Here is a 15,594-nt window from a genome sequence, read left to right on the forward strand (position 1 = left end):
TTTTCACGGAAGGCCGCCGCGCCGCCTACACTCTGGGCTATGCCCCCCAGTCAGTTTCTGAAACGGCGCAACGCCCTGTGGCAGCGATTGCGCGAGCTGTCGGCAGACGAGGATTTCCCGGCTTCCCCCGAGTTTGAGGCAGCGCTCTCTGAACTGTCCGAACTGATCGGCTGGGAGCGGGCGCGGGTGCTGGCGGGCCTGGGTCTGGCTGAGATGGAGTTGCCGGAGGACCAGCCTTGAGCGGCCCCGAAATCGTCCCCTTTGACTGGCAGCGCATCTGGCTGGGCGACGCGCCGCCGCTGTTCATGCTGGAAATCGTCTTCCGCACGTCCGTGATCTTTGCTTGGCTACTATTCCTGCTGCGGCTGACGGGCAAACGCGGGCTGGCCCAGCTCAGCGCCCTGGAACTGATGATTGTTATTGCGCTGGGTTCGGCGGCGGGCGATCCGCTGTTTTACCCGGAAGTGCCACTTCTGCACGCCATGCTGGCCCTGACATTGGTGGTGGCCTTTCAGCGGGTGCTGGCGCGGCTGGTGGTGCGCTCCGAGACCGTGGAGAGCTTCATGGAAGGCCAGCCGGTGGAACTGGTGCGGGACGGCGTGTTCAATATCCGGGTGCTGGAGGGAGCCAACCTCAGCCGGGAAGACCTGTTCGAGAAACTGCGCGCCCAGAGCGTCATGCAACTGGGCGAGGTCCGCCGCGCCTACTTCGAGCAGGACGGCACCCTGACCGTGTTCAGCCACGGCAAAAATTCGCCCCCTGGCCTGCCCGTGGTGCCGCCGTGGGATCTGGAGAAGCCTGTGATTCTGAATCCCGATGAGCCGCAGCAGGGGCGCGTGGCCTGTCTGGATTGCGGGCGCGTGGAGCAGGTGGGCGGGTTGCTGGGTGCCTGTGCGTGCGGCGGAAAGGACGGCTGGACGGTGGCGGTGGTTGATCCGCTGATAGGCCCTGGCCCTGCGGGCGTCTAACCGTCTAAAAGTCAAACCCTCTAACCGCAAAAAATCTTCTGGCGGTTAGACGGTTTGACCGTTAGACAGCCTTTACTCCTGCGCCACCAGCAAAAGCGCCCGCCCGTCGTGGTCCCCCGTCGTCTCGGTGGGCGTGTCAAGGGCCGAATCCAGATCAATGAAACCCTGCGGTTGATAGACCGTTCTGGCGGCCAGTTGCTTGCTCAGGTCCTCGCGGGCCACCTGAAAGGAGTTATACGGATGGCCGGGGCGCGGCAGCCAGCGGAAATCCTCGCGGCTGAACGAGGCGATGAATACTGTTTTGCCGCTCATCTCAAACGGCCCGAACACGCGCCCGTGGTTGTTGGAGTCGTACCACGGGCCGTCGCTGAAGGCCAGCCCCTTGCCCTGCGGAAACTGGGGCTTCAACTCGCCATTCAGATAGCCGTAATAGCCGTCGCTGTGCATATTCTTGGGACCGTATCCCGCCTTATTCATGGCGTCCAGCATCCGGCGGGTGGCGTCCTCGGGTGATCTGGCAATGGAGTCGATCATCACCACGTTGATCGGCTCGCGCAGGGTGCGGCCTCCCACCTTCTCGCCCAGCCAGGTGGCGTTTTCCAGATTCTTGGTGATCATCCAGCGGCCCAGATCGCCCACGCCGTCAATCTTTTGCACCACGTCGCCGGGTGCGGCGCGGAAGCTGGCGGGATCGGGCAGCGGGCCAGTCTGGGCGGGGGCGCAGGCGGCCAGGGTCAGGGTGAGGGCGCAGAGGGAAAAAAGTGGCAGGGAACGCTTGAACATGGGTTGACCTCCAGAGAGAAGAACGGCAGGGATTCCCCGCAGAATAGGGCATTTTTTACCTTCTGCGCCGTGCAAAAAGGGGGACACTCGCACTTGTACGAATTCGCTTAAAGCGCGATTCTGGAGCAACGAAACGGGCTGAAGCAGGCCCCGGCGCAGTTCACCGCCGAAACGCAGTCAACCTCTTAAACTAGGAGCCAGATGACCACCAAAAGCAGGACAAGAAAGGGAAACCTCATGACGACGCTGCTGGGCGGGGCCACCGTGGTCACGCTGGCGGTGGCGATTGTGCTGGGTCTGGCCGCGCCGCTGGACATCAACCAGGGTTCGCTGGTGCGGCTGATGTTCGTGCATGTGCCGAGTGCCTGGCTCAGTTACCTCGCATACGGCGGCACCGGGCTGTTTGGCCTGCTGTATCTGATTCAGCGCCAGCGCCGCTGGGACCGTCTGGCCCTGGCAAGTGCCGAGATCGGCGTCCTGTTCACGGTGGTCACCATTGTCGGCGGGATGCTGTGGGCCAAACCCACCTGGGGAACATACTGGGTCTGGGACGCCCGCCTGACCACGACGGCGCTGAGTCTGGTGGTGTACGGCGGCTACCTGCTGATCCGCAGCCTGATTGACGATCCCGAACGCCGCGCCCGCGTGTCGGCGGTGGTGGGCATCGTGGGGACGCTGTACGTGCCCGTCAATTACATGGCGGTGGAGTGGTGGCGCGGCGTTCACCAGACGCAGACGCTGAAGCTGCTGGGCGGCCTGCGCTTCGACGCGGCCCCGATTTACGGCTGGGTGCTGCTGGTGGCGGTGGTGGCCTTCACCTTCCTGTACCTGTACCTGCTGAACGTGCGCGGAATTCTGGCCGCCCGCGAGGAAGCCCGTGAGGAGCGCGAATTGATGGAAGACCTGGGTGCGGCGGGGCAGATGGGGGCGTCTCATGGATAAATACAGCGTGTATGTGATTGTCGTCTATGCCGTGACCTTTGCGCTGCTGCTGGGCTATCTGGTGTGGCTGTGGATGCGGCTGAAAGCGGTCAAGCATGAGGCGGGCGAGGTTCCGAAGTGAGCAATCCCATCCCCAACCCTCTGCCGCGCGCCCGCCAGCGCCGCCGCAACCCGTTGCCCGTGGCGCTGGGCATCATTGCGCTTGTCGGACTCACGGCGTTTATCGCCTTTGGGAACCTGAACAAGAGCCTGGAATACTTCGTGACCCCCACCGAGTACCAGCAGCAGCGTGCAGAACTGGAAGGCCGCCCCATCCGCATCGGCGGGCTGGTCAAGGCCGTCAATTACAACCCGCAGACACTGGACCTCAAGTTCGTCGTCTCGGACGGCGGGGCCAGCTTTCCGGTGCGGTACAGCGGGGCCGTCAGCGATCTGTTCAAGGAAGACCAGGGCGTCGTGGTGCGCGGCGAGTTTGAGGGCGAGACCTTTCAGGCCAACGAACTGATCGTCAAGCACAGCGAGGAATACAACGTGCCCAAAACGCAGACCGAGCTGAAGGACATGCTTCAGCAGACGCAGTAATGGACCACGCTGACCGCGCCCCGCTTTCTGCACCCCAGAAGGAGCTGTCATGCTGAATCTGATTTCGTTCCAGTCCAGTGCGCTGGGTTCGCTGGGCCAGATCGCATTGCTGGGCGCACTGGCCTTCACGCTGGCCGGGCTGGCTCTCGCCGTGGTGGGCGGTCTCCGGGCCGATGGGCGGGTGGTGGAGGCGGCGCGGCGCGCAACCTGGGCCGTCTTCGCCCTGGTGACCCTGGGCATCGTGGTGCTGATGGCAGCGCTGCTGAACGACGACTTCACGGTGCGCTATGTGGCCGAACATTCCATGCGGTCCTCGCCCACCTGGATCAAGGTGACCAGTCTGTGGGGGGCGCTGGAAGGCAGCATTCTGCTGTGGGCCTGGCTGCTGGCGGGCTTCGCCTTCATCCTGTCGCTGACGCTACGGCGGGATGCGTTGCGGCCCTGGGCGCTGGGCACCATGTTCGTCAGCCTGCTGTTCTTCGTGGGCCTGTGCGCCACCATCGCCTCGCCGTTCACCCCGGTCTCTGGGCTGCTGGCCGATGGGCGCGGCCCCAACCCGGCGCTGCAAAACCACTGGATGATGGCCGTTCACCCGGTGCTGCTGTATCTGGGGTTCGTGGGACTGAGCGTGCCGTTTGCCTACGCGGTGGCCGCGCTGATCACGGGCCGACTGAGCGATCACTGGGTGGTGGTCACGCGCCGCTGGACGCTGGTGGCCTGGACCTTTCTGACCGCCGCCATCGTCGCGGGCGGCTGGTGGAGTTACGAGACGCTGGGCTGGGGCGGGTACTGGGCCTGGGACCCGGTGGAGAACGCGTCTTTTATTCCGTGGCTGCTCACCACCGCCTTCCTGCACAGCATTCAGATTCAGGAAAAGCGCGGGCTGATGCGCTCGTGGAACGTGTGGCTGATCGTGCTGGCGTATTCCAGTACCGTCCTCGGAACCTTTCTCAACCGCAGCGGCATCGTCCAGAGCGTCCACGCCTTCGCGGGCGGTCCGGTGGGTCCGGTGTTCCTGGGGTTCCTGGCGTTCCTGCTGATCGTGGGCATCGGTCTGGCCGCGTGGCGTGCCCCCGCCCTGCGCGACGAGGCAGAGGTTCCCGCCCCCATCAGCCGCGAGGGCGCGTTCCTGGCGGGCAACTGGATCTTTCTGGTCTTCGCCTTCATGGTACTGCTCGGCACGCTGTTTCCCACCTTCGTGGAGGCCGCGCAGGGCCGCCGGGACGCCAGCGTGGGACCGGCCTTCTATAACGCCTTTGCCATTCCGCTGGGCCTGGGCCTGATGCTCCTCATGGGCGTGGGGCCGCTGCTGCCCTGGCGACGTGCCGACGGTCAGGGGCTGATGCGGGCGCTGGTGCCGCTGCTGGCTTCGGGTCTGGGCGCGGCGCTGATCGCTTTCCTGTTCGGTGTTCGCGCCACGGGCGTGCTGATCACCATCGCGCTGGCCGCCTACAACATCGTCGGCCTGGGCCTGCTGACGGCCCGTGCAGCGCGGGCAGCGGGCGGACTGGGCAAAACCCTGCGGGCGCAGCCGCGCCGTTACGGGGCCTACACCGCCCACATCGGTCTGGTGGTCATGGCGCTGGGACTGGCCTTCAGCGGGGCGTACCGCGCAGACGCGCAGGCCACCCTGAACCTGAAGGCTGCCCCCAGCACCCTCCTGCGTGAGGAACTGGCCCTGACGGGACTGCGGCAGGAAGACCTGGGGTTTGGAACCTCCGCCGTTGCCTCTGTTTCTATTGACGGCAGACCCTTCGAGGCGCGGCTGAATACCTACGTCCAGGCCCCCGGCACCCTCTTTCCCGCCCCCGCCGTGCGCTACGGCGCGCTGGGCGACACCTATCTGGTGGTCACCAGCATTGACCCCAAGGGCCAGTGGGCCAGCATCCGCCTGATTGAAAGCCCGCTGGTGTCGTGGATCTGGTGGGGAACGCTGATCATCTGCATCGGCGCGGGTCTCACGCTGGTCAGCCCGGCGCGGCCTGTGTTGCGCGCCGCCCCCGCTGGTCTGGCTCCGGCGACGGATTAAAGAGACGGCAGAAGGACGCCACTGAGAGTTGACTATGACGAATCCAACCCCATCCAAAATCAATCCCGCCCCGACATGGCGGCGTGCCATTCCTCCCCTGATCGCGGCGGCGCTGGTGGGCGTGCTGGGCTACGCGTTGCTCAGCCCGGCAAAGAATGTCACCACGGGCGGTCCATTGATCGGCAAGCCCGCGCCCGCCTTCACCCTGACCAGTCTGGACGAGGTTCCCATCAGCCTGGAAAGCCTGAAGGGCCGCCCCGTCGTCCTCAATTTCTGGGCATCGTGGTGTGGCCCCTGCCGTGAAGAAGCCCCGCTGTTCCGGGAACTGGGCGCGCAGCAGACGGCGGACGGGGCGGCGATTATCGGCATCCTGTTTCAGGAAACCAAGGAGCAGAACGCTCGCGATTTTATCAAGGAATATGCGCTGGCCTACCCCAACCTGCGGGACCCCGGCATCAATACGGGCGTGGATTACGGCGTGTCCGGCATTCCCGAAACGGTCTTTATTGACAAGGCAGGGATCGTGCAACACATGGACCGGGGCGGCCTGACCCGCGAGCGCCTGAACGTGGGACTGGAGAAGATTGGAGTGAAGGGGATATGACGTTATTCGGGGATTCTGGGGTGCGGGGGACGGGGGAGAGGTCTGACCGACTGACCGTCAAACGGTCTAACCGCAAGAAGCGCAGCCTTCTCCCCGCTGCCCTCTGCCTCCTGCTTTCCTTCGCCCACGCCGCCGCCCCCACCACGCCACCCGCCGCCCTGCCTCTGGCAGAGGAACAGCGCGCCGTCGCCATTCAGAAGAACCTGCGCTGTCCGCTGTGCGACACCGGGGAATCCATCGCGGAATCGCGCAGCGACATCAGCATCAAGATGCGCGAGTCGGTGCGCGAACAGGTGGTGGACGGGCGCAGCGACTCGGAGATCTACACCTTCTTCTCGCAGCGCTACGGCAATTTTGTGTTGCTGGACCCGCCCAAGACCGGGCGCAACCTGCTGCTGTGGGGTGCGCCGCTGCTGGCACTGGGCGGCGGTGGCGTGGCGCTGTGGGCCTTCCTGCGCCGCCGTGGGGCTGCGGCCCCGGCTGACGCGGTGCAGGACGCTGAACCCTACGACTCCTATCTGGATCAGGTGCGCCGCGACACGGGCGGGGGCGGGCCGTGATCCTCAGCCTGTTGCTGCTGGCTCTGATCGGTGGGGCGGCGCTGTGGCTGGTGCTGGAACCCCTGCGCCGCGCCGCCCCCGAAGACCCGGACGCCCCCGAACGCACCAGACTGGCCGCCGAGCGGGACGGCCTCTACACTGAACTGAACACGCTGGAGGATGAGGCCCGCCGCCCCGGTCTGGAACGCCGCGCCGCGCTGACCCTGCGGGCCTTGGACGGTCTGCCTCCGGCCTCCAGGGCCAGGAATCCGGGCCGCTCACGCACGCTGGCCCTGGCTGGTGTGGGCGTGGCCGCGCTGCTGACGGTGGCGGGCGCGCTGACCTTTATTCCGCGCTGGCAACTGGCTTCTCTGGACGCGGGTGAGGCCAAGAAGGTGCAGGCGGTTCTCAAACTCCCTGCCCTGAAGGAAACGGCCCAGCAAACGGAGAAGGGTGCCGATTACCTGGCCTGGGGCCGCGCCGCCTTCGATTCGGCCAATTACGATCAGGCGGTCAGCGCCTACGGTAACGCGCTGAAAACCGATCCGCGCCAGCCCGAAGCCCTGCGCCGCCTGGGCATTCTGCTGCTGACGCGCGGCGAACAGACCGGACAGCAGATCAGCGCCGAGGACGCCCAGCGCGCCGCCCTGTTGATCCGCACCGCCGCCCAGCTCGCCCCCGAAGAACCTGAATCCCAGTTGCTGCTGGGCTTCGCCCTGTCCCGTTTCGGGCAGGATCAGGACGCCCTGACGGCCCTGGAGCGCTACCGCACCCTGGACCCTGCCGGACGAGAGGCCGACGAGGTGATCACGGCTGTTCGTGCCCGTCTCAATCAAAGTGACCCGGCCCTGAGCCTGTACGCGGGCAGTTGCGCCTCGTGCCACGGCGCGGCAGGCGCGGGCGGCATCGGCCCCAGCCTGCGCGAATCTGGCCTGAGCCGCGCGGCCCTGCGGAGCGTCACCGTGAACGGCAAGGGGGCCATGCCCGCCTACCCCAAACTGACGGACGCCGAACTGAAGTTGCTGCTGGACCTGATGGAAAAATGGCAGAGGGAGGGGTGATGCGGCAGCAGAGGCCCTCTTTGCCGTTAGACGGTTTGACCGTCAGACGGTTGGACTTCTCTCCCGTTCCCCGCCCCCCAGCATGACCACCCGCCGCGCCCTGCTGGAAAAATGGTGGCTGTTGCCCGTCGCGGCCACGGCTGGGGCGTTCGGCTACATGGGCTGGTACGCCACCCGCGTCACGCTGGGCAAACAGAAGGCCGGAGCGCCGGACTTTCAGGCGGCGGCGGCGCAGCGAATCGCTCCTCTGGCTGACCTGCAAACTGAGTGGGCCGACGTGAATTTCACCTACGCGGGCCGTCCCTGCGCGCTGTTGCGCGTGCCGCAGGCAGTGGCGGGTGGGCTGACGGTGGCGGAAGGCGGGCATCTGGTGGCCTACTCGCGCGTCTGCACGCACCTGGGCTGCACGGTCAATCTGGTGCGTGACCCGGAGGTGCTGGCCTTCGCCTTCAATTACCGTCCCCCGCGTGACGCGCAGCACCCGCAACTGGGCTGCCGCTGCCATTACAGCGTGTTTGACCCCTTGCAGACCGGGGCCGCCGTGTTCGGCAAGGCCAATGGCCCGCTGCCCCGCGTGCGGCTGGAACTGCGGGGCCAGGAAGTCTGGGCGACAGGGATTGAACCCGCTCCAACCCAGGACGGGTAAGGGTCAGGACGGCTAAACTACGTCCATGAGCGGCGTGACCCTGCACCCGGTGGACAGCAGCATGATGAGCCACATCGGCTACGATCCAGAAAACAAAACCCTGACCATCCTGTTCAACAGCGGCAAGCGCTACGACTACGACGATGTGCCGCAGGAGGTTTACGACAGGTTTCTGGCAGCCTCGTCACAGGGATCGTTTTTCAGAAACGAGATCGACGAGTGCTATGAATACCGTCAGGTGAAGGGGCGGCGCTGAGCGGGTTGGTGTTCACAGAGGGCGACAACACCGCCGCGTCAGGCGTGCTGATCGCTGCCGCCCTGCATCTCAAGGCGCGCGGTGAACCCCTGTGGCCCGAGAGCAGCCTGACCCCTGAACGCCTCGCCCGCTATTATCCCCAGGAAGGCTGGCGTGTGGCCTGGCGCGGCGACGTGGCTGTGGGGTGCCTGTGCCTGCTGGACACGGACCCCCTGTTCTGGCCGGAAGACGCTGCGAACGAGGCGCTGTATCTGCACAAGCTGGCGGTCCATCCGGACGCACGCGGACAGGGCTGGTCGGCCCTGCTGTTGCGGGAAGCCGTGCGCGAGGCGGCAGAACGTGGCAGGCCCTGGCTCAAGCTGGATACGGCCACTGCCCGGCCCAGACTGCGCGCCATCTACGAGGATTTCGGCTTCCAGAACGTCGGCCAGCGCACGGTGAAGGGCTTTGACGTGACGCTGTACAGGCTGCCCACCTGAAGAGGGCGAGGCCGGAGCAACACGCCCTGGCCTCGCCTGAGTAAAATGAAAAGTTTGAAATTGAGCGCCGCCTCGTGCTGTACGGCCACCTGAACAGTCTTTTCCCGCTCCCGTACCAGCCCGGTCATCTGGCTGTTGTCATTATGAAGAGATGGAGGCGCGGTTCCGTTCCCTGGCTCCCCCCCGGAAGTGGTCTGGAACCGCGCTTGAGAACAGTGTCGGATATACACCGTGATCGGACCATGATCGCAATGGTTCAAAGCATGACCGCCGCTATTCCACCCACGTCACCGTGATTTCTTCCCAGCGGGCGGGCAGGGTCAGGCGCAGCACGCCGTCCTCGTAGGAAAAGGAGGCGGCCCCGTGGACCTCGCGGATCGGCTCCAGGCCGATGATGTGCAGGACCTCGCGCTGTTCGGGCAGGGCTGATTCGCCCTCGGTCTCGCGGCGAATGCTCAGCGTGCCGCCCTCGCGGTCCCCCACCAGACGGGTAAAGCGGCCCTGGGCGGGACCGTCTCCGCCGTCCTCGTATAGGTGGCCCACGAAGCCGGTCTCGCCCAGGTGCGCCAGCCAGGTCACGCGCTCCCAGCGGGCCTGCGTGGTATGGGCGCTGGGTTCGGTCAGCGGCAGCGCCTCGCCCGCCTTGAGGTACAGCGGCAGCGTGTGCAGCGGCGCGTCTGCGGTGATGTATGCGGGTCCGTCGTGGATGGCCCCGAATTCGGCCAGATTGAACACGGAAGCCCAGCGCCCCGCCGGGAGGTAGACCTGCCGCCCCCTGTGGCCCGCTGCCATCACCGGGGCCACCATCAGCCCTTGACCCAGCAGGTATTGACTGTCGGCGCGCAACGCATCCTCGTCGCCTGCGTGGTGCAGCGCCAGCGGGCGCAGGACCGGCAGTGCGGTGCGGGTGGCCCCGTGCGCCAGCGTGTACAGGTGCGGCAACAGGCGGTAACGCAACTCCAGCGCGGCGCGAATGATGCTGGTGTACGGCTCGCCGAAGCGCCAGGGTTCCTGGTCCGCCGTGCCCTGCGCCGAGTGGTTGCGGAGGAAGGCGTAGCCCACCGCCGCCTGATACCAGCGCGCCAACAGTTCTCCGGTGGTGTCGCCGCCAAACCCCCCCACGTCCGCCGCCGCAAAGGGAATCCCGCTGAGGCCCAGGCCCCCGATCATCGGCAGGCTGAGGGCCAGATGGGACCACGTCGCGGCGTTGTCCCCGGTCCAGACGGTGGCGTGGCGCTGGATGCCCGCGTATCCGGCCCGCGAGATGATCCACGGGCGAATCTGCGGGCTGTACTTGGCATACCCGGCGCGGCTGGCCTGACTCATGGGGTTGGCGTAGACGTTATGCATCTCCAGATGACTGTGCGAACCGTGCAGGGCGTCGTAGGGCAGCGTTTTGCCTTCTGTCGCACGCGCCCCGGCTTTATCGGTCAGGGCCAGCGAGAAGCAGGCGGGTTCGTTCATGTCGTTCCACTGGCCCTGGATTCCGGCGTCGGTGAACAGCTTGTGCCGCGCAGCCCACCACGCCACCACTTCCGGGCGGGTGAAGTCGGGGAACACTGCCGGATCGGGCCAGACCTCGCCCACCAGCACGTCGCCACGTGCGGTGCGGATCAGGTAGTCGTTTTTGAGGGCTTCCTCGTAGACGTCGTAGCCCGGCTCGGCCTTGATGCCTGGATCGATGATCGGGACCAGCTTGACGCCTTCCCTGGCGGCCTCCTTCACGAACGCCTTGAGGTCCGGGAAACCCGAACGGTTGACCGTCCAAACCTTGAAGGCGTCCATGTACTCGATGTCGATGTACAGGCTGTCCAGCGGCAGATCGCGCTCGCGGTAACCCGCGATGACGGCCCGCAAGTCGTCCGCCGTGCGGTAGCCCCAGCGGCTCTGCGCGGCCCCCAGCGCCCATAGTGGGGGCATCGGCGCGTAGCCGGTCAGATCGGCGTAGCGGCGCAGCACGTCCGCCGGGCGTGGCCCCGCCAGCACGTACACGTCCAGCTCCGGCCCTGCCGAGGCGAAGTCCAGCGCGTTGGGATTCGTGCGGGCCACGTCCGCCGTCATGCGCCACGTCTCGTCCACGAAAATTCCGTGGGCGCGTTCGCCCTGCACCACCGTGGTAAACGGCACGCTGATATACAGCGGATCGGTGTCGGTGTGGTGTGGATAGCAGTCGGTGTTCCAGAACGTGAGGTGCATGCCGCGCTTGTCCAGCGGCCCCACGCGCTCGCCGAAGCCCAGGTAGGCCGCGCCGTCGGGAGCATCAATACTCAGGCGGCTGCGGCGCAGGTTGAAGCGCTCGGCGTCCAGCGCGGGGCGGGCCGTGGGCGCGTCGCCGTTCCAGTCGGGTACGCTGGTCAGTTCGCGTTCCTGCTTACCGTCCGGGTTTTCCGTGACCCGCCACGCGCCGCTCACGCGGTTCAGATGCAGGGTCAATCCACCGCCGCCCACGCGCAGGGTTTCGCCGTCCTCCTGCACGCTCAGGCGTTCGGCCTCGGGGAGATCGGGGCGCAGGGCGAAACTGCGTTTCTCGGTCAGGCGGGGAAAGCTCAGGCCGTTTGCCCGTGCCTGCGGGGCCAGCCGCACCCGCAGCACCCCCGGCAACGGCGCGCTGACCACCAGCACGTCTGTTTCGCCCCATACGCGCACCTGCGCGCCGCCGCTTTCCATCACGAACTGGCCTAATCTCATTGTTCACAGAGTAGCGTTTTGGTGCAGGCTGAGAGACTTGAACCAACGCAGAACTGGTTTTTTGGGTGGCCGCCACGGTTTAACCCCTCCCCCCCTTCGGGGGACCTCCCCTTAGAAGGGAGGCAAGAGTCGTGGAATTGCTGTGTCAGTCACGCACTCTTGACTCCCCTTGAGGGAAGCAGACTGAGGGGTTCGCCTTCCATCCCGCCGCACCCTCACCCCCCACACCTGACTTTCCGCGCCTGGGCCGGGTGCTAGCCTGCCGGGCATGACTGCCCCTGGTTCTCCGGTGCTGACCCCTATCGTGGGCACGCTGCACGCGCTGCAAGTGCCGATTCCCTACCCCATGAAAACCGTGACCGTATTGATCGATAAGCCGGAAGACGGCCCGGTGACCCTGATCGACACGGCGCTGGACACCCCTGAAGCGCAGGCGGCCATCTCGGTGGGCTTGAACGAACTGGGACTGGACTGGAAGGATGTCGAGCGGGCCATCATCACCCATCACCACCCGGACCATTATGGGCTGGCTGGCGTGGTGGAAGAACGCAGCGGCGCGCAGATCCAGATGCTGGACGTGGAAATCGGGCGCGGCGAACGCTACTGGCATCTGTGGGAGGAGTGGCTGCCCGGCCACCTCAAGCACATGCGCGATCATGGGCTGCCCACCGAATCGCTCGAGGGCATGGGCGCGGACAACCGCCGGGGCCGGGACCGGGTGCATCCGGCCAAAAATGTCATACCACTGCGCGAGGGTCAGAATGTGGCGCTGGCCGGGCGCGACTGGGAGGTGCTATGGCTGCCCGGCCACGCCGACGGTCACCTGGGATTGTGGAGTGCCGAGGACAGCATCCTGATCGCCGGGGACGCCATCCTGCCGCGCATCAGCCCCAATATCGGCCTGTACGCCTACACCCGCCCCGATCCGCTGGGCGACTACCTGCAAACGCTGGGCAAGCTGGAGGCGCTGAACCCGGATCAGGCCGTCGTGGGGCATCACGGTCCCGTCATGACCGGTGTACAGGCCCGCGCCCGTGAACTCCGGGGCCACCACCACGAGCGGCTGGACTTCATCAAGGCCGAGGCTGGGAAGGAACCCCGCAGTGCCTACGATCTGTCGCTGGCGATGTTCAACCGCGAACTGAACGTCAGTGGACGCCGCTTTGCCCTGGCCGAAACGCTGGCCCACGCCGAACACCTGCGCCTGCTGGGTCAGCTCTACCGCACCTGGGAGGAGGAAGCTGGGATGTGGATGTATCACGCGTGAGAGTGGAGGACGACGAAATGAACACCTACACGCCCACCTGGTTCGAGCTGTTCATGGCGACGCTCGATCCGGTTCAGACCAGGCAGGAAACTGATTTTCTGGCGCGGCAGCTTCCTCAACCCAACTTCTACCGCGTTCTGGATCTGTGCTGCGGCACGGGACGACATGCACGCGCGCTGGCCCGGCGGGGTTACGCGGTCACTGGCCTGGACCGTGACGCCGCCGCCGTGCAGGAGGCGAGAGCAGGGGCTGGGGCAAACTGTCATTTTCTGCTGGGCGACATGCGCGATCTGGCAGATGTGCCGGGCGATTTCGACGCCGTGGTCATCCTATGGCAGAGCTTCGGGTATTTCGACGACGCCACGAATGCCGCTGTTCTGCGCGAGATTCATTTGAAACTGCGGCCTGGCGGACGCCTGATTCTTGACGTGTACCACCGCGAGGCGTTTGAGCGCCACCAGGGCCGCCGGACGTTCGAGCGCGGCGGCATGCAGATCACCGAACACAAGCGCATGGAAGGGCGGCGTCTCCACGTTGATCTGGAGTACGGCGAGGGGGCCGGCGACAGCTTTGACTGGCGGCTTTACACGCCTGACGAGCTGAATGCCCTGGCCGGGGTGGGAGACTTTACGCCGCTGCTGGCCTGTACTGGTTTTGATGAGGCGCAGCCCGCCTCGCCCGGAGCGCCCCGAATGCAACTGGTCTTCTGCCGTGGGGCATGAAGTGATGAAGGCGGGGGGTCAAAGAGGTCAGGCTTCCGGTTGCCTCCCGCCCTCCGGCCCTATACTCCCCGGCATGACGGCCCCCCAGTCCGAATTGCAGCGGATCGTGTCTGCGCTGCAAGCCAGCGGTTTGACCGTTGAATCCGTGGAAGACGGCGCGATGATCCAGCACGGCGAGTCCCGCGTGGCCCTGTTCGCCGACGCGGACCACCAGGGCGGCGTGATCGTCAGATTCCACCTGGACCTCGATCTGTATGTGGAGGAAGACAGCCTCCCCGAGATCCTGATGGGCATGAACCTGCTCAATCAGGGTCTGGATTACGGCATCCTGAATCTGGACCCGGTGGAACCCGACGAGGACGAGGAACCGGACGAGGACGCCCCCCTGGCCTTCGCCGTGCTGGGCCGCAGCGTCCTGTGGCTGCCGGACCTGGGCGTGGCCGAACTGGACCGTCTGCGCGAACATCTGCGCCGCTTCGAGGCAGAAGTGACCGACGCGATGGAACGCACCCTGCACGGCAGCAAGGGCCTGAGCGCGTAGGCGTTTCTGGCAGAACAAAAGAAGAGGCCGGAGCATTCACGCCCCGGCCTCTCCCTGATTCAGGTCCCGCTCAGTTCTTGGCGCTGCCCTCGAAGGCGGCCTTGAACTTCTGGAGGTCCTCGGCGATCTGCTGGCTGGGTTCCTCGCCGAACAGCTTGGCGACGGCTGCGCCCAGCGGGCCTGCCGGGGGGCGGTAGCTGAGGGCCACATGCACGCGGGTCCCGCCGTTGGGCAGTTCCTCGAACTGCACGCTGCCCGCGTTGTCCACGGTTGCGCCGGGCAGCGAGTGCCAGCCGATGCGCTGGCCGGGCTTGTCGTTGACGATCTCGGCTTCCCACTCCACATGGGTACCCAGCGGGGCCTTGGCGACCCAGCGGCTGCGCTTCTCGTCCAGCTCGGTCACGCTTTCCAGGTGGCTCATGATCTGGGGCAGGTTTTCCAGCTTGCGCCAGTAGTCGTACACCGCCTGGGTGGGCTTGTCGATGACCACGCTGTGTTCCACGAAAATGGGTTTGGAGGTGGTTGCGCCGCCGCCCACTGCCGCCATCACCGGGTCATTGCCGGTGGCCGCGCGGTACGCCAGGTAACCGCCCACCGCCGCTATACCCAGGCCCAGCACGCCGCGCTTGCGCAGGCCCATCAGCAGCAGAGCGCCGCCCGCCGCCCCGCTGATCATGCGGGTCTGGTCCATTCCACCGTCTTCCGATTTGATTGCTTTCGTCATGGTTGATCCTCCGTTAACCGGCAGTCTAAGGGGTGGGCGTGGGGGGGCGGTGAAAGGTAAACCAAACCAGAATGTGCGCGGGATTGGTGGCCTGTCGCCGCCCCGGATTCAGACCTCGGGCGCGGGCGTGCCCTGCTGCTCGTGCTGCTCCTCAATCTCGGCTGTGGCGGCCTGATCGGCGGCGGTGGCGGGACCGCCCTGCATGTGTGGGTCCAGATTGGTGTTGGCCCCGTAAGTGCTGGCCGCGCCCCCCTCGTGCGTGTCCATATCGATGGGGGTGCTGGCGATCTGCGGGGTGCTGGACGTGGTGGTGGGTTTTCCCTCTCCCATAGCTGTATTCCTCCTGAAGGTGAGCCGATTCAAAATTGCGTTGAAGGCATCTTGCCGCAGCGGGCCGGGGATGGGGTGTGCCCCCCTTGATCTGGGGTTGATCTGGGCGGCAGCAAGGAGCAGTTGGGACGCAGGAGAGACGCGCCGGAAAACAGAGGCGCAGACGTAATACGGACTCCGATTAAATCTTGTAGACTGTCCAGATCAAAAAATTCTTCTCTTCCATCCAACTCCAGCACTCCGCTGACGATTTCTGGGCCATTTATCGGGCCAGTACCTGCGCTGTGGAGCGGCGCAGAGCGCAGTTCTTTGCCTTCCTTGCGGAAGGCAGAACAGAAACTGAGCTTTTGGAACTGACCAAATACTCCGTCTCTGGGGCGCGTCACATTTTGCAGCGGTATCACACCCTGGGGCTGGACGGTTTAGGGGATGG

At 65.7% G+C, this 15,594-nt stretch carries 19 protein-coding genes; 15 read left to right on the forward strand and 4 right to left on the reverse strand.

Translation table 11 applies throughout. The annotated features are described in order from the left end of the window. Window positions 1-39: 39 nt before the first annotated feature. Both Q319_RS0106070 and Q319_RS0106075 read left to right on the forward strand, forming a co-directional pair. Window positions 40-240, forward strand: coding sequence for a hypothetical protein (locus tag Q319_RS0106070; RefSeq protein WP_029481180.1), 201 nt, complete (start codon window positions 40-42; stop codon window positions 238-240). Beyond that, the gene (locus tag Q319_RS0106075; RefSeq protein ID WP_029481181.1) at window positions 237-968 is read left to right on the forward strand and encodes a DUF421 domain-containing protein; all 732 of its coding nucleotides are present in this window, start codon (window positions 237-239) and stop codon (window positions 966-968) included. Before Q319_RS0106070 ends, Q319_RS0106075 begins: the two co-directional genes overlap by 4 nt. A 72-nt stretch (window positions 969-1,040) precedes the next feature. Here Q319_RS0106075 and Q319_RS0106080 read toward each other — a convergent pair whose 3' ends face one another. Continuing rightward, window positions 1,041-1,751, reverse strand: a complete 711-nt coding sequence (locus tag Q319_RS0106080) for a hypothetical protein (protein WP_029481182.1) — start codon at window positions 1,749-1,751, stop codon at window positions 1,041-1,043. A 201-nt stretch (window positions 1,752-1,952) separates the two neighbouring features. On the opposite strand from Q319_RS0106080, the gene ccsA reads away from it, so the two are divergent. From ccsA to Q319_RS0106130, 10 genes are all read left to right on the forward strand, one after another. Next, complete coding sequence (gene ccsA, locus Q319_RS0106085) at window positions 1,953-2,693, forward strand: cytochrome c biogenesis protein CcsA (RefSeq protein WP_245618999.1); 741 nt, start codon at window positions 1,953-1,955, stop codon at window positions 2,691-2,693. After that, complete coding sequence (locus Q319_RS26895; RefSeq protein ID WP_156039193.1) at window positions 2,686-2,814, forward strand: heme exporter protein CcmD; 129 nt, start codon at window positions 2,686-2,688, stop codon at window positions 2,812-2,814. The genes ccsA and Q319_RS26895 overlap by 8 nt, the downstream gene beginning before the upstream one ends. Continuing rightward, complete coding sequence (gene ccmE, locus Q319_RS0106095; protein WP_029481184.1) at window positions 2,811-3,275, forward strand: cytochrome c maturation protein CcmE; 465 nt, start codon at window positions 2,811-2,813, stop codon at window positions 3,273-3,275. The genes Q319_RS26895 and ccmE overlap by 4 nt, the downstream gene beginning before the upstream one ends. Window positions 3,276-3,324: 49 nt before the next feature. Then, window positions 3,325-5,304: a heme lyase CcmF/NrfE family subunit gene (locus tag Q319_RS0106100; RefSeq protein ID WP_029481186.1), complete on the forward strand. Its 1,980-nt coding sequence runs from the start codon at window positions 3,325-3,327 to the stop codon at window positions 5,302-5,304. Between the two features lie 34 nt (window positions 5,305-5,338). Then, window positions 5,339-5,908, forward strand: coding sequence for a TlpA family protein disulfide reductase (locus tag Q319_RS0106105; protein ID WP_029481187.1), 570 nt, complete (start codon window positions 5,339-5,341; stop codon window positions 5,906-5,908). Continuing rightward, on the forward strand, window positions 5,905-6,468 hold the full coding sequence (locus Q319_RS0106110) for a cytochrome c-type biogenesis protein (RefSeq protein WP_081845911.1): 564 nt from the start codon (window positions 5,905-5,907) through the stop codon (window positions 6,466-6,468). The genes Q319_RS0106105 and Q319_RS0106110 overlap by 4 nt, the downstream gene beginning before the upstream one ends. Further along, window positions 6,465-7,508 (forward strand): c-type cytochrome, encoded by a 1,044-nt coding sequence (locus Q319_RS0106115; RefSeq protein ID WP_029481190.1) that lies wholly within the window; start codon window positions 6,465-6,467, stop codon window positions 7,506-7,508. Before Q319_RS0106110 ends, Q319_RS0106115 begins: the two co-directional genes overlap by 4 nt. A gap of 82 nt (window positions 7,509-7,590) precedes the next feature. Then, the gene (locus tag Q319_RS0106120) at window positions 7,591-8,154 is read left to right on the forward strand and encodes a QcrA and Rieske domain-containing protein (protein ID WP_029481191.1); all 564 of its coding nucleotides are present in this window, start codon (window positions 7,591-7,593) and stop codon (window positions 8,152-8,154) included. 25 nt (window positions 8,155-8,179) lie between these two features. Beyond that, on the forward strand, window positions 8,180-8,410 hold the full coding sequence (locus tag Q319_RS0106125) for a KTSC domain-containing protein (protein WP_029481192.1): 231 nt from the start codon (window positions 8,180-8,182) through the stop codon (window positions 8,408-8,410). An 8-nt stretch (window positions 8,411-8,418) separates the two neighbouring features. Continuing rightward, window positions 8,419-8,889 (forward strand): GNAT family N-acetyltransferase, encoded by a 471-nt coding sequence (locus Q319_RS0106130; protein WP_245619001.1) that lies wholly within the window; start codon window positions 8,419-8,421, stop codon window positions 8,887-8,889. A 273-nt stretch (window positions 8,890-9,162) separates the two neighbouring features. Here Q319_RS0106130 and Q319_RS0106135 read toward each other — a convergent pair whose 3' ends face one another. Then, the gene (locus Q319_RS0106135) at window positions 9,163-11,577 is read right to left on the reverse strand and encodes a glycoside hydrolase family 31 protein (protein WP_029481195.1); all 2,415 of its coding nucleotides are present in this window, start codon (window positions 11,575-11,577) and stop codon (window positions 9,163-9,165) included. Window positions 11,578-11,845: 268 nt separating this feature from the next. Between Q319_RS0106135 and Q319_RS0106140 the strand changes: the two genes are divergently transcribed. The 3 genes from Q319_RS0106140 (at window position 11,846) to Q319_RS0106150 (ending at window position 14,107) form a co-directional block, all read left to right on the forward strand. Further along, window positions 11,846-12,844, forward strand: coding sequence for an MBL fold metallo-hydrolase (locus tag Q319_RS0106140; RefSeq protein WP_029481196.1), 999 nt, complete (start codon window positions 11,846-11,848; stop codon window positions 12,842-12,844). Window positions 12,845-12,861: 17 nt separating this feature from the next. Then, entirely contained in the window at window positions 12,862-13,566 is a 705-nt protein-coding gene (locus Q319_RS25390) for a class I SAM-dependent methyltransferase (protein ID WP_156039194.1), read from the forward strand. Between the two features lie 73 nt (window positions 13,567-13,639). Continuing rightward, window positions 13,640-14,107, forward strand: coding sequence for a hypothetical protein (locus Q319_RS0106150; protein ID WP_029477688.1), 468 nt, complete (start codon window positions 13,640-13,642; stop codon window positions 14,105-14,107). 70 nt (window positions 14,108-14,177) lie between these two features. Here the strand turns inward: Q319_RS0106150 and Q319_RS0106155 are convergent, their stop codons facing one another. Together Q319_RS0106155 and Q319_RS0106160 are read right to left on the reverse strand one after the other, a co-directional pair. Continuing rightward, the gene (locus Q319_RS0106155; protein WP_029481198.1) at window positions 14,178-14,831 is read right to left on the reverse strand and encodes an SRPBCC family protein; all 654 of its coding nucleotides are present in this window, start codon (window positions 14,829-14,831) and stop codon (window positions 14,178-14,180) included. 108 nt (window positions 14,832-14,939) lie between these two features. After that, window positions 14,940-15,161 carry a hypothetical protein gene (locus tag Q319_RS0106160; protein WP_029481199.1) on the reverse strand — a complete coding sequence of 74 codons (222 nt, stop codon included), beginning with the start codon at window positions 15,159-15,161 and terminating at the stop codon, window positions 14,940-14,942. Window positions 15,162-15,594: the final 433 nt, after the last annotated feature.

It is taken from the genome of Deinococcus marmoris DSM 12784 (assembly GCF_000701405.1).
Lineage (GTDB): Bacteria > Deinococcota > Deinococci > Deinococcales > Deinococcaceae > Deinococcus > Deinococcus marmoris.

Bases quoted from the DNA above. Each gene is read 5' to 3' on its own strand.
- Q319_RS0106105 (WP_029481187.1), top strand. From the start codon at position 5,339: ATGACGAATCCAACCCCATCCAAAATCAATCCCGCCCCGACATGGCGG.
- Q319_RS0106160 (WP_029481199.1), bottom strand. From the start codon at position 15,161: ATGGGAGAGGGAAAACCCACCACCACGTCCAGCACCCCGCAGATCGCC.
- Q319_RS26895 (WP_156039193.1), top strand. From the start codon at position 2,686: ATGGATAAATACAGCGTGTATGTGATTGTCGTCTATGCCGTGACCTTT.
- Q319_RS0106155 (WP_029481198.1), bottom strand. From the start codon at position 14,831: ATGACGAAAGCAATCAAATCGGAAGACGGTGGAATGGACCAGACCCGC.
- Q319_RS25390 (WP_156039194.1), top strand. From the start codon at position 12,862: ATGAACACCTACACGCCCACCTGGTTCGAGCTGTTCATGGCGACGCTC.
- Q319_RS0106140 (WP_029481196.1), top strand. From the start codon at position 11,846: ATGACTGCCCCTGGTTCTCCGGTGCTGACCCCTATCGTGGGCACGCTG.
- Q319_RS0106120 (WP_029481191.1), top strand. From the start codon at position 7,591: ATGACCACCCGCCGCGCCCTGCTGGAAAAATGGTGGCTGTTGCCCGTC.
- Q319_RS0106150 (WP_029477688.1), top strand. From the start codon at position 13,640: ATGACGGCCCCCCAGTCCGAATTGCAGCGGATCGTGTCTGCGCTGCAA.
- Q319_RS0106110 (WP_081845911.1), top strand. From the start codon at position 5,905: ATGACGTTATTCGGGGATTCTGGGGTGCGGGGGACGGGGGAGAGGTCT.
- Q319_RS0106070 (WP_029481180.1), top strand. From the start codon at position 40: ATGCCCCCCAGTCAGTTTCTGAAACGGCGCAACGCCCTGTGGCAGCGA.
- Q319_RS0106125 (WP_029481192.1), top strand. From the start codon at position 8,180: ATGAGCGGCGTGACCCTGCACCCGGTGGACAGCAGCATGATGAGCCAC.
- ccsA (WP_245618999.1), top strand. From the start codon at position 1,953: ATGACCACCAAAAGCAGGACAAGAAAGGGAAACCTCATGACGACGCTG.
- Q319_RS0106100 (WP_029481186.1), top strand. From the start codon at position 3,325: ATGCTGAATCTGATTTCGTTCCAGTCCAGTGCGCTGGGTTCGCTGGGC.
- Q319_RS0106080 (WP_029481182.1), bottom strand. From the start codon at position 1,751: ATGTTCAAGCGTTCCCTGCCACTTTTTTCCCTCTGCGCCCTCACCCTG.
- Q319_RS0106135 (WP_029481195.1), bottom strand. From the start codon at position 11,577: ATGAGATTAGGCCAGTTCGTGATGGAAAGCGGCGGCGCGCAGGTGCGC.